The organism is Rothia sp. P7208, from assembly GCF_048512915.1.
In the GTDB taxonomy this organism is placed as follows: domain Bacteria; phylum Actinomycetota; class Actinomycetes; order Actinomycetales; family Micrococcaceae; genus Rothia.
In genome coordinates this window covers 208,823-221,608 of the sequence record NZ_JBLXXW010000002.1, presented here as the reverse complement: position 1 = coordinate 221,608, position 12,786 = coordinate 208,823, and the positions used below count along the sequence as shown (strand labels likewise).

The 12,786-nt window shown below is 46.9% G+C and carries 9 protein-coding genes; 8 read left to right on the top strand and 1 reads right to left on the bottom strand.

Going from position 1 to position 12,786, the window contains the following annotated elements; all coding sequences use genetic code 11:
• Positions 1–18: 18 nt before the first annotated feature.
• The 5 genes from thrB to ACN084_RS04225 all read left to right on the top strand — a co-directional run bounded on the left by thrB (position 19) and on the right by ACN084_RS04225 (position 6,592).
• Entirely contained in the window at positions 19–1,032 is a 1,014-nt protein-coding gene (thrB, locus tag ACN084_RS04245) for a homoserine kinase (RefSeq protein ID WP_419105993.1), read from the top strand.
• Between the two features lie 302 nt (positions 1,033–1,334).
• Positions 1,335–3,431 carry a transcription termination factor Rho gene (gene rho / locus ACN084_RS04240; protein WP_419106039.1) on the top strand — a complete coding sequence of 699 codons (2,097 nt, stop codon included), beginning with the start codon at positions 1,335–1,337 and terminating at the stop codon, positions 3,429–3,431.
• 118 nt (positions 3,432–3,549) lie between these two features.
• Positions 3,550–4,629, top strand: a complete 1,080-nt coding sequence (prfA, locus tag ACN084_RS04235) for a peptide chain release factor 1 (RefSeq protein ID WP_419101483.1) — start codon at positions 3,550–3,552, stop codon at positions 4,627–4,629.
• Between the two features lie 4 nt (positions 4,630–4,633).
• Positions 4,634–5,548 carry a peptide chain release factor N(5)-glutamine methyltransferase gene (gene prmC, locus ACN084_RS04230; RefSeq protein ID WP_419105992.1) on the top strand — a complete coding sequence of 305 codons (915 nt, stop codon included), beginning with the start codon at positions 4,634–4,636 and terminating at the stop codon, positions 5,546–5,548.
• A gap of 45 nt (positions 5,549–5,593) precedes the next feature.
• Positions 5,594–6,592 (top strand): L-threonylcarbamoyladenylate synthase, encoded by a 999-nt coding sequence (locus ACN084_RS04225; RefSeq protein ID WP_419105991.1) that lies wholly within the window; start codon positions 5,594–5,596, stop codon positions 6,590–6,592.
• An 87-nt stretch (positions 6,593–6,679) separates the two neighbouring features.
• On the opposite strand, the gene ACN084_RS04220 is transcribed toward ACN084_RS04225, so the two are convergent.
• Complete coding sequence (locus ACN084_RS04220; protein WP_419105990.1) at positions 6,680–7,675, bottom strand: NAD-dependent epimerase/dehydratase family protein; 996 nt, start codon at positions 7,673–7,675, stop codon at positions 6,680–6,682.
• 257 nt (positions 7,676–7,932) lie between these two features.
• On the opposite strand from ACN084_RS04220, the gene ACN084_RS04215 reads away from it, so the two are divergent.
• Genes ACN084_RS04215 through ACN084_RS04205 form a run of 3 tightly spaced genes read left to right on the top strand, consistent with a single transcriptional unit; the run spans position 7,933 to position 12,758 of the window.
• Positions 7,933–9,813 carry a glycosyltransferase gene (locus ACN084_RS04215; protein ID WP_419105989.1) on the top strand — a complete coding sequence of 627 codons (1,881 nt, stop codon included), beginning with the start codon at positions 7,933–7,935 and terminating at the stop codon, positions 9,811–9,813.
• Positions 9,810–11,660: a polysaccharide biosynthesis protein gene (locus ACN084_RS04210; protein WP_419105988.1), complete on the top strand. Its 1,851-nt coding sequence runs from the start codon at positions 9,810–9,812 to the stop codon at positions 11,658–11,660. The genes ACN084_RS04215 and ACN084_RS04210 overlap by 4 nt, the downstream gene beginning before the upstream one ends.
• A 45-nt stretch (positions 11,661–11,705) precedes the next feature.
• Positions 11,706–12,758 carry an MraY family glycosyltransferase gene (locus ACN084_RS04205; RefSeq protein ID WP_419105987.1) on the top strand — a complete coding sequence of 351 codons (1,053 nt, stop codon included), beginning with the start codon at positions 11,706–11,708 and terminating at the stop codon, positions 12,756–12,758.
• The last annotated feature ends 28 nt before the right edge of the window (positions 12,759–12,786 follow it).

The window sequence follows — 12,786 nt, the reverse complement described above, 5'->3', positions numbered from 1 at the left end:
TGTTTTTGTGGAGAAAGTATGACTTCTATGCCTGTTTCTTCTGGTATTTCACGTGGTTTCGTGGCGGATTATATTCCGGTGGGTCGGCGCGTTAGTGTTCGTGTTCCTGCTACGAGCGCTAACTTGGGCCCGGGCTATGACTCGTTGGGTGTGGCATTGTGTCATTACGATGAGTTGGAGGTGACTCGCATTTCTGAGGGCTTAGAATTTGATATTTGTGGTGCTGGTTCTCAGAGTGTGCCTCGTGATAGTTCTCATCTAGTGGTTCGTGCGATGATGAGGCTGTGGGAGGCTGTCGGTTTAGAGGGGTTGCCTGGCCTTCATCTTCGGGCGCAGAATAATATTCCTCATTCTCGGGGTTTGGGCTCTTCTGCTGCTGCCATTGTTTCTGGTGTGTATGCGGCTAATGCGTTGTTGCCTGAGTCTTTGCGTAAGGGTGCTGCCGAACTTTTGACGATTTGTTCGGATATGGAGGGGCACCCCGATAATGTTGCTCCTTGTTTAGAGGGTAATTTTGCGTTGTCGTATGGAGAGTTGGGGCAGTGGCATACGTTGAATGTTGCTGTGCATGAAGAAATTTTTCCGGTGGCTGCGATTCCAGAGTATGAGGTGTCTACTGCTAGTGTTCGGGTGTTGATTCCGGAGGTTGTGAGCCATCGTGATGCTGCGGTAAATTCTGCGCGTACGGGGTTATTGACTCAATCTTTGCATGCTTATCCGGAGCATCTTTTTGCGGCGACCGAGGATTTGTTGCATCAGCAGTATCGTGCTGATGCGATGCGTCCGTCGTATGAATTGGTGTGTTTTTTGCGTGAGCGTGGGTACTGTGCGGTGATTTCTGGTGCTGGACCAACGGTGATGGTTTTGGGCCGTTCGATGTCGGAGCGTAGCGAGGTGATGGATGCTATTGCTGAGGGCCTTGAGCGTTCTGATATTGGCGAATATGGGTCAGAAAAGCTTTTTTGGCGTGTATTACCTGTAGATATTGATCGAGAAGGTGCTATAGTTACTGGAGAAGAAACCGTTATCTGACCTCTTATGGTGAAGAAAAATGGTGTTTCTTTGACACAAGGCGGGATAGCTAAGAAGCAGCTATTTCGTGTTTTATGTTGTAAAGTGCTGATATTTTGTAATGGAAGACTTTACGATTCGTATGCGTTTTCAAGCATGTGCATAGCCGTGCGCTTGGACGTCTAACTTTCACATGACATTCTCTTGAGAAACTCTTTTCCTTGTTTTCTTGGAATATTGTGTCTGCCCTATCACCAACTTTTTCGATGTCGGTGTGTGGTGTGTGCGGATGCATGTGGGTTAACTATTCACTGGGCTATCTGATGTCTGGTCTGGCACTTATTCTGTTGTGCCGATCATTACCGAATCTTATTTCGAATATCGAGGGGGAAGGAACCTTCTTGGCTGAAACTACCGACCGTACCGCTGGTGCGGAGGAAACTAAATCGCCGTCTTTGAGCACTCTCAAACTTACTCAGCTTCAATCTCTAGCAGTACAGCTAGGTATTACGGGTGCACGACGTATGCGTAAATCTAATCTTGTTGAAGCTATTTCTAACCATCAGCGTGGTGGTGCAATGGCTGAGCGCGAAGAGCAAAGTGCTGAATCTCAAGAGCAGAAACCTGCTAAAGCTCAAAAAACTACTCGTAAGCGTACCGTCCGTGGTGCAAAGAAGGTTGAGGAATCTTCTGCTGCTGAGGTAGAGACTTCTAGCGAAGCGGGTGAAGCAGATTCTGCTCAGCTGTCAAAGAGCGAGAAGAGCGAAAAGAAAACTACACGTCGTCGTTCTTCCAGTAACGCTCAGGAGAAGAGCCTTTCACCGTCTTCTGAAGAATCTTCAGCTCAGGAGCAAGAGAATGGGGAGGCGGGGGAGTCTGAGAAGACTACTCGCCGTACTCGTACTCGTACTGATCGTCGCCGTAAGGGTTCTGAGCAGAAGCATGATGAGAAGAAGAATGTTTCTTCTGAAGAGGTAGAGAATACTTCTGCTGAGGATGTTTCTGTTGCTGATGAGAGTTCAGAACGTTTTGAGGATGATGAGCGTCCTCAGCGTAAGCGTACTCGTAATCGTCATGACCGTAACGACCGTGACCGTGAGCGTGGAGACCGTGACCGTAACGACCGCGGCGAGCGCGAAAATTCACATGGTCCTGATGAAGACCGCCGTGGACGCAACCGAAACAACCGACGCGAACGCCAAAACGAACGTCGCAACCGAAACAACCGACGCCATCACAATGATTACGACGAACCAGAAATCAGCGAAGACGATGTACTCGTTCCTGTCGCCGGTATCTTAGACGTCCTCGAAAACTATGCGTTTGTACGTACCTCCGGATACCTCCCCGGACCTTCCGATGTGTATGTCTCTTTGAACCAAGTCAAACGATACGGGCTACGTAAAGGCGATGCTATCGTCGGTGCTATCCGCGCTCCTCGTGAAAACGATAAGCACAACAACCGTCAAAAGTTTAACGCGCTACTACAGCTGACCTCTATCAACGGTCTTGACCCTGAAACTTCAAAGAACCGTCGTGACTTTAGCAAACTTACCCCGCTATACCCTCAAGAACGTCTACGTCTTGAAACCGATGCGAAGAAACTGGGCACCCGTGTGGTTGACCTCATCGCACCGATTGGTAAAGGCCAGCGTGGATTGATTGTCTCACCTCCTAAAGCAGGTAAGACTCTCATGCTTCAGTCCATCGCTAATGCGATTACGACTAATAACCCTGAAGTTCACTTGATGATGGTGCTTGTTGATGAACGTCCTGAAGAGGTCACCGACATGCAGCGCACTGTCAAGGGTGAAGTGATTGCTTCGACCTTTGACCGTCCCGCAGATGACCACACAACCGTTGCTGAACTCGCTATTGAACGCGCAAAGCGCCTTGTTGAACAGGGCCTGGATGTTGTCGTTCTACTTGACTCGATGACTCGTTTGGGACGTGCATACAACCTTTCAGCGCCGACTTCTGGTCGTATCCTCTCTGGCGGTGTAGACTCTGCGGCACTGTACCCACCTAAGAAATTCTTTGGTGCAGCACGCAACATTGAAGAAGGCGGCTCCTTGACCATTCTTGCCACCGCATTGGTTGAGACTGGTTCTAAGATGGATGAAGTCATCTTCGAAGAGTTCAAAGGTACTGGCAACATGGAGTTACGTCTATCTCGTCAGCTGGCAGATAAGCGAATCTTCCCTGCGGTGGATGTTACCTCTTCGGGTACTCGCCGTGAAGAGAATCTTCTTTCACCAGAAGAAATTAAGATTATGTGGCGTTTGCGTCGTGTTCTTGCTGGTCTGGAACAAGAGCAGGCTCTTGGCGTGCTCACCTCAAAGCTACGCGAAACCCAATCAAATGTTGAGTTCCTTTTGACCGTTCAAAAGTCCGGTTTGGGAACGAATACAGGAGACTAGAGATAGTTGGTGTGTGCCGTCTTTCGATGAGACGGCACACACGTATCATATCGACCACTATTATTTGCACTAAAAGTCGAGGGATGGACGCTCTCGCGGATAGTAAAGAAGGCATATTTTGTACGAAATTCAGTCTCTGCTTGATGAGCATGCTGATCTTCAGAAACAACTAGCAGACCCAGCAGTTCACGCAGATCAGGGTAAAGCCCGTAAACTGGGGCGACGCTATTCTGAGTTGAACGGTATCGTTGAGGCTTATCATCGTGTCAACACTTTGACTGAAGACTTGCAAGCAGCTCAAGAAATGGCTTCCGAAGACCCAGACTTCGCTGAAGAAGTCCCTGTTCTACAACAACAACTTGACGAGGCCTCCGAAAAATTACACCGTCTTCTCATTCCTCGTGACCCTGACGATGGACGTAACGTCATCCTTGAAGTCAAAGGCGGAGAAGGCGGAGACGAAGCAAGTCTTTTCGCTGCAGACTTGTTACGCATGTATTCTCGTTATGCTGAGTCTAAGGGTTGGAAGACAGAGATTATTTCTTCGACGAGCACCGACGTCGGCGGTTATAAAGATGTTCAGGTTGCTATTAAAGGGCAGTCAACAGACCCTGCAGAGGGCGTTTGGGCACATCTCAAGTACGAAGGCGGTGTGCACCGTGTTCAGCGTGTTCCCGCTACTGAGTCTCAAGGACGTATTCACACTTCAGCTGCCGGTGTTTTGGTATTCCCTGAAGTGGATGAGCCTGAAGAAATTGAGATTAACCAGAATGATTTGAAGATTGACGTGTATCGTTCTTCTGGTCCTGGTGGTCAGTCAGTGAACACAACAGACTCTGCTGTGCGTATTACTCACTTGCCTACTGGCATTGTGGTAGCTATGCAGAATGAGAAGTCTCAGATTCAAAACCGTGAAGCGGCGATGCGTGTGTTGCGTGCTCGTCTTCTGGCATGGCAGCAAGAACAGATTGATGCTGAGAATGCTGAAAAGCGTCATTCTCAGGTGCGTACCATGGATCGTTCTGAACGTATCCGCACCTATAACTTCCCTGAGAACCGTATTGCTGATCACCGTACTGGATATAAGTCCTATAACCTTGATGCGGTACTTAACGGAGACCTCGAAGCGGTAGTTCAGTCTGCTATTGCCATGGACGAGGCGGCTCGTTTGGAGCAGTTAGGTCAGGAAGAGAACTAGATTCTTGAGTTCAGAGTTTATGCTTATGCCCGATGAGGAGCTTGATTCCGCTCTTCGTCGGGCATCGGCGCACTTAGCAGAAGCTGGAATTGATCAGGCTGAGGCTGATGCTCAGCTACTTGTAGCGCATCTTCTGGAACAAGAAACCGGAGAGGTTATTTCTCGCGGGAGAGTTCAAGCCTTAGCGTTAGTGGGTGCGTCTGTTCCTGTCGGATACGAGAAACTGGTGTCTTTACGGGCTGAGCGGATTCCGTTGCAGCATCTTACCGGTGTTGCGTATTTCCGTTCTCTTAAATTGTCTGTTGGGCCTGGTGTTTTTATTCCTCGTCCTGAAACAGAACTTCTTGTCGAACACGCTTTAGGGCGTGTGGATAGGTTACGTTCTGTTATAGATTCTCCTATCCGTATTCTTGATTTGTGTACTGGTTCTGGTGCTATTGCGGCGGCTTTGGCAACAGAACGACATCATGTAGATGTGACAGCTGTTGAGCTGAGCGATTTGGCGTATGCTTGGGCGGAGCGTAATCTTCAAGGAACGGGCGTTCGCTTGGTGCAAGCTGATGCCAGAGATGCTCTCGAGGGAGAAGAGGGGAGTTACGATATTGTTGTTAGTAATCCTCCGTATATCCCTGAGAACGCTATTCCGTGTGATGTGGAAGTCCGTGAACACGACCCTCATATGGCGCTTTATGGTGGTAGTGAGGACGGTATGAGAATTCCGCGGGCTATTGCCTCTCGGGCTTTTGAACTTCTGAAGCCTGGTGGGTATTGCATCATGGAGCATGCTCAGACTCAGCGTGAGGTGATGGTTGAGACTTTTGAGTCTTTAGGGTTCAACGCTATTGAATCTATTGACGATTTAGCCTCTCGTGCACGACATACTGCCGGTGAGAAACCGAATTATTCGCAGAATAATTAAGAGAATATCCGTAGAGTTCTTTGAGAACATGAGAGAATAAACCACGTGAAAGCTACCCTGTATTCAACCGATACCGAACAGAACCGTACTGAGGCGCTTGCTGCTGCTCAGAAAGCTATTAAAGAGAAGAAAACGATTGTTCTTCCTACCGATACCGTGTATGGTATCGGTGCTGATGCGTTTTCTCCTGAAGCGGTTACTAAGTTACTCTCTGCTAAGGGGCGTTCACGGCGTATGCCTCCGCCGGTGTTGATTTATAGTTCTTCTGTTTTACCTGGCCTTGCTGATGAGCTCTCTGCTAATGCTTCTGCTTTGGCAGAAGCGTTTTGGCCCGGTGCACTCACCATTATTTGTTACTCTCAGCCGTCTTTGAACTGGGATTTGGGGGATACTCAAGGAACTGTCGCTCTTCGTGTTCCTGACGATGAGGTTGCTATTGATGTGCTTCGTTTAACGGGCCCGTTAGCGGTGTCTTCTGCGAATAAGACAGGTCGTCCTGCCGCGGTGGACGCGCAAGAAGCTTTAGACCAGTTAGGTGACGATGTTGAGCTAATTCTTGATGCTGGTTCTCGTGCTCTTAACAGTGAGGGTGCTGAGCATACTGTTCCGGTGGCTTCTACTATTGTGGATTGCACGGGGGAGCAGGCTGTCGTTGTTCGTGAGGGTGCTATTTCTCTTGATGCTTTACGTGAAGTTGTTCCGGAGATTGTCACGAAAGCTGAGTTAGAGTCTCGTAGCCAGTTGAAAGATCCTCAGGAGAATCATGATGAATTCTCTGAACTTGATGATGACTTTTTAGAGCCTGATGAGTCGTCGGATACTCCTAGTTATCGTCAAGCACCAGTGCCGGCTTCGGGTAGTTTACATGAACGTCTTGTTTCGGAGTCTTCACCGGTATCTGGTATTGATCAGCGTCGTTCTTTGGCTCAGCCGGTGCGTTCTGTCCGTCAGCCGTTAGATACAACTGTGACGAAGCCGTTGAGTACTGCTCAGGCTCATTCGTTGGTGTTTGACGGTGTCGAAGACGAGGATTCAACAGAATAATCTGTTGTACTTATAAAAGTATGGGGGGCTTCTCACCAAGGTAACCAAGGTGAGAAGCCCCCCCATACTTATGGGTTTTTATGGCATTTAAGAGGAGTGGTATTTTCGGTCCTTTTTACGTCCGAGGGCAAGATGAGCGCTTCTGAGGACTTCTTGGATTCTTGGTTCTGGAAGGAGCCCATGATTTCGTGCCCAAGAGTCATCTATTCTTTGTCCGAACCACATGACTTCTACACGGCGTACAGTGCCTTGAAAACGGTCGTCTAAAAGGCGTGAGAAAGCGTAGCCGCTTCTAATGATGCCTTGGCATAGTTGATGAGGTAGGGTGAATGGGCGTCGTCGACCAGCATCAATGAGAACGGAGGAGCAGGTGCTTCCTTCCCACGGCTGAACAACGATTGCTGGTAGTCGTTGAGGGAATTGACCGACCATGGACACGAATTCTGCTAATGCGTAGGATGATGAAACAGGTGAGGATTGCTGACCTGTTCCGGCAACTGAGCCGAGGAATGAAGACGCAATTTTTGCAAAGGATTCTGTGGTTTTACGTCCTGAGCCTTGCACACTGGTTGCACGGATAATACATATTTCTGGTGTGCGAGCGTGTTGTTGTGATTCTTCTAAGAGCATGAGGAGTACTTTTTCTCCGAGTGCTTTTGAGAAAGAATATGCCGAGAAGGGTGAGGTTTTGATTTCGTTGTTGAGTACGGGGGAGGAACCTTGTACTGCGGCAGATGACATGTGAAGTATTCTTTTGACACCGGTACGTTGGGCTGCAATAGCGATAACTGCTGGTAGCAGGGCGTTGGCTCCGATGAGAGGTGCTAACTCTTGTTGGTGTGGGGCAGCTAATCCTGATGCGTTAATGACGACGTCTGCTCCAGCAAAAGAATCAGCCAGAGAGTTGATGATTCCTTCGAGCCTATAGGCTTCTTTGATGAGTGCTTGCGGATTTGTCTGTGATGTTGCAAGACGAGGAGCTTCGATAGGGTCGCTGTCGATACCGTCTGCTTGTAGACGTGCAATAATAGACGACCCGACGAATCCGCTTGCTCCAATAACTTTCCAGCTTGCCTCAGCCACAATGTCCCCTTTCTAGACCCGTCGATAAGGTTAATGACGGGCTGATATACCTAACATAATCATAAGTGGTGCAAAATCACTAACAGACACAGCAACCTTTTAGGTATCTTATGGGTGATAAAAGGGGTATCACCGTCTGATGTTCAGTAAACTAGCTAGAGTTGTTCAATACTGATAAGTAGAGGGCATCGACGATTTGAGCTCTTAGCAGGTGCTTAGAGTTGTATGAATCCTAGAAAGGTTATGGTCTAGAGGTAATGTCGCATCTTCATAGCTCCCAACGAGTACCTAACTCAGCGACGAGTTCTCAGGACCATATTGTAGCGGTCGTTGTGACCTATAACAGGTTGGATCTTCTGCGTATGACCATGGAGGGAATACGACAGGGTGCTTGCCGTCCTGATTGTGTTGTGGTGGTAAATAATGATTCTACTGATGGGACGGCTGCATATTTAGATAACCTTGAATATGACATTCCTTTAGATATTATTCATTTATCTAAAAATACTGGTGGCGCTGGTGGCTTTGCTGTTGGTATTGATCGTGCGTTGTTTACTCATCAGGCAGATTTGGTGTGGGTGATGGACGACGATACTCAGCCTTTAGAAAATACTCTTTTAGCCAGTTATCGTGCGTGGCGTGATTATTCGGTGATTCGTTCGGAACGCCCTGCTTTTGTTGCTTCTCGTGTGGTGTGGAAGAACGGTCTTGACCATCCGATGAATACGATGCGTACCATGTTTGGGGCTACTCGTCGTCAACATCAGTTGGCGCAAAAAGTGGGTGGGCGTCCAATTCGTTCTGGGTCTTTTGTGTCGTTGCTCATGGACGCTGCTGTGATGCGTCGTGTGGGGTTGCCTTGGGCTGATTTTTTCATCTGGAATGATGATTTTGAGTATTCTACGCGTTTGGCTCATCATCGGCATGCTATTGCTGTGGCTGATTCTGTGGTGGTTCACCATACTAAGACTTTCGGCACAACAGATGCTGACCCCGGGAAACGTTTTTATAATGATGTGCGTAATAAGATATGGGTGTTTACACGTTGTCGTACGCTCACTCCTTTAGAAAAAGTGCTGTACAGCGGTTCTACGGTAAGACTATGGTGTAGTACTTTATTGCGTACTTCAAAGAAAAAAAAGTACGCCGGCTATTTCTATCATGGTATTAAAAGTTCTTTGAAGCCTTTTCGTTCTAATCAGGACGTGCTTGCTGGGGCGTATGATTTTTCAGATGTTCGTCAGCAGTGTGTGTCGTGTTCTTCGCCTGAGCAGAAGTTTTCGGTGTTGATGAGCACTTATTCTCGTGATGATGCACGTTTCCTTGACTGTGCTATTGCCTCAAATACGATTGAGCAGAATCGAGCTCCTGATGAGTTTGTTTTGGTCAAAGATGGTGTTCTAACACCTGAGCTAGATGAGGTAATTGAGCGTTGGTGTGCTCGTTCTCGAAAAGGTGAGGTGTGTCCGATTAAGGTGGTTTCCTTACCTCGTAATGCGGGTCTTGCAAATGCTTTGAATGAGGGGCTTAAAGAGTGTTCCTATGATGTAGTGGCTCGTGCTGATGCTGACGATATTTCTTTACCGCATCGTTTTGAACGTCAGCTTCCTGAGTTGGTTGGCAAGAATGTTGCGGTGCTTGGTTCGTCGATGTTTGAAGTATCTTTGGATGCTTCTTATATTGAGTCTGAACGGCATGCTGTTCTTGGTTCTGAGCAGATTCGTTCTGCTTTTGCTCATCGAAATCCGATGTTTCATCCTACGGTGATTTTTCGTAAGTCTGCAGTGGAGGCTGTTGGGGGTTATGAGGAAGTCCCCGGAGCTGAGGATTATTGGTTATGGAGCCGTATGAATGCTGCTGGCTTTGTGTTCCAGAATATTGCTGATTCTTTGGTGAAATATCGTACTGGTGCTGGTGTATATACCCGTCGTGGTGGTGTGGGTGCTTTTACTAAGGATGTGAAAGTGCAACAGACTCTTTATAACGGCGGTATGATTAACAAGACTGATTTTGTGACGAATTTAGGTGTTCGTCTAGTGTATCGTTTTGTTCCTGTTGGATTACGTAAAAAGGCTTTTCGGTCGTTGATTGGTAGCGGGCAGGCTGATAATAACCTGCGGAAGGAAAAATGTTCATGACGGATATGTCCAGTGATATGGTGCATGATTCTTCTGCATGCCTTGAGCACGCCCATAAACAGCGGTGGATTTATTACCGTATGGCCTTGGACGCTGGTGCTTGGATTGCTGCTTTATTCATTGGGTTCTTCTTGAGGTATGGAAGTTTTGAGCTGATTAACCCATTCGGTTTTTCTGTCGTTGCTGTGATAGCTCTAAGTATTCAGCTTGGATTTGGGTATGCCGTTGGTTTGTACAGTAATCGTTTACCGTATGGTTCTTTTGCAGAGACGAAGCTTCTGGGGTATACCGTTTTATCTGCTGTGGTAGTTATTCAGGCTGTTCTTATTCAGTTTTCGTGGCATATTGGTGTGCCTCGCTCAGCAATATTAATTGTTGCGCCTTTTGCTCTGATTATTATGTCAGTGTTCCGTTATTTTAAGAGGATGCTTCAGGAATATCAGAATCGTTCGCCTGTTGATAAGGCAGTTCCTGTGATTGTGTATGGTGCAGGTTTTCTTGGGCAACAATTAGTGACGAACCTGTTATCGGACCCGAGCTCTCTCTACCATCCTGTTGCACTTGTTGATGATGATCCTTCGTTACGTAATCATCGTATTCAGGGTATTCCTATTCGAGGAACCCGTGAAGATCTTCGTCATTTGGTGACGAGGCTTGGCGCATCTGCCGTTATTTGTGCAAAGAAAGAATTGCCGCTGGGGTATCAGACGGTTGCGGAGGAGATGCGAAGTTTGGGTGTGGATTTTTTGCATTATGCTGGAGTGACGGCTGGAATGAATGGGAATCTCCATTATGAATACCCTTTAATGAGAAATCCTGAGCTTGAAATAGATCGTAGAATTATTGAGTCTGTACGCGGAAAAGTTGATTATAACGTTGATCGCCAGGACATTTTTCAATATTTACAGGGTAAGCGTGTTCTTGTAACTGGTGCTGGCGGGTCTATTGGATCTGAGCTGTGCCGTCAGATTATGGAGTATGAGCCAGAAAAATTAATCATGCTCGATCGTGATGAGACGTTGCTTTTAGAGGCCCTTTATGGAATTAAATATTCTGGTTCTCTAGCTGATGACGGTATCGTGATTGCTGATATTCGTGACGTTGAGGCTGTGAACAAGGCTTTTGAAGAACATCGTCCACATGTGGTTTTTCATGTTGCTGCGTTGAAGCATGTGGCTGCTCTTGAGTCGAATCCGAAAGAGGGCTGGAAGACTAACGTTCAAGGAACACTTAACATTCTTGAAGCTGCATCTAAAGTAGAGGTTGATGTTTTTGTGAATATCTCTACTGATAAAGCTGCTGACCCGAAGAGTGCTTTGGGACAGTCTAAGCGTACAGCTGAAAGACTGTGTAGCTGGTACGGGAAAACTACCGGAAAAAAATATGTTTCCGTTCGTTTTGGAAATGTTTTTGGTTCCAGAGGTTCTGTTAAACCGCTATTTATGAAACAGATTTGTAATAGTAAGCCTTTAACGGTGACAGACCCTAAAGCCACCCGATTTTTCATGTTGGTTGATGACGCATGTGCGTTGGTCCTTCTTGCTGGTGCCTTGGGCAATAGTGGCGAAGTTCTCGTTCTGGATATGGGACAGCCTGTTCCCATCGAGAAAATTGCTCGGCAAATACTTGATGTGTATAAGCGCCCTGATCTTGATATTCAATACACCGGGTTGCGGGACGGCGAAAAGTTAGAGGAAGTTCTTTTTAGTAAAGAAGAGAAAAACGTTTCGAACGAGAAGAACAAACATATTTCTCATGCTCATGTTCCGCCGTTTGCACCAGCAGATTTAGACTATGCGCAATGGTGTCAAAACTATATTGATCACCGTGGGTATGGGCGAAAATAGGATGACCTGTTATCCTCTCGTGCCTTTTCAGAATGGGGTGTTGTCGTGGAAAACATTATGATGTGGGTTCCTGCCTTCGTCGCTTTTATGGTGAGTCTTTTCTTGCCACGGGCAATTATTCCTTTGCTGAAAAAATGGAACATGGTGGATATTCCAACTGAACGTTCTTCGCATCACCGTCAGACATTGAGGGGGATGGGTATTGCCGCTGCTGCTGGCACCTGTATCGCTTATACTCTCGCGATTGTTTTCGGCATGATTTCTATCGACCGTTCTGTTGCACTTTCTGTTTTGGCGGGAATGCTTGGTTCAGTAATTCTTGGTTGGCTCGAAGATTATCGAGGCGTTCCTATTCTTTGGCGTTTTGGTATTCAACTTGCTATCGGCGTGGTAGTGACATCTTTGCTGACCTATTCTTTGCATACATCGTGGGTGTGGGTTCCTCTAGCGGTTTTGGCCATTGCCGCTTATATCAACGTTGCAAACTTTATGGACGGCCTGAACGGTATTTCTGGGTTGCACGGTTTTATTGTTGGCGGATTTTATGCTTATGCCGGTTGGGTGAATGATCTCAATTGGTTGTTTATTGGTGGGTCTGCTTTATCACTGGCGTATTTAGCATTTTTACCGTGGAATCTTAGAAGTGTAAATAATGTTTTCTTGGGGGATTCTGGTTCTTACTTTTTAGGTGGTTCTATTGCGTCAATGGCTGTTGGCGCTTTTCTCTCTGGAGTGTATTTAGAGTATTTGTTATCTCCTGTTTTGGTGTATTTGGTAGATACGGGTGTGACTCTTTGGTTGCGTATCTATCGTAGAGAGAAGTGGTATTGCCCTCACCGTCAGCATGCTTATCAGCGTTTAACGGATGTTGGGTTGTCTCATGTTCAGAGTGCTTTAGTCGTTTCGTTGTTGACTATTTTTATTTCAGTGCTTGCTATTGTGACGTTGCCGTATGAAACTCAGGAAGCTATCTGGGCTGGTTTGTTGACTTTTGTGTTGCTTGGTGTGTATTTGTTTTCTCCGCAGTTGATTAGGAAGTTTAAAAAAGAATCTCGTGAGGAGATTCAAGAGCAGGGTTCTGTTCATGAACAAAAGTAGCTCTGTCTGGAAAAACATTTTCTTTTCG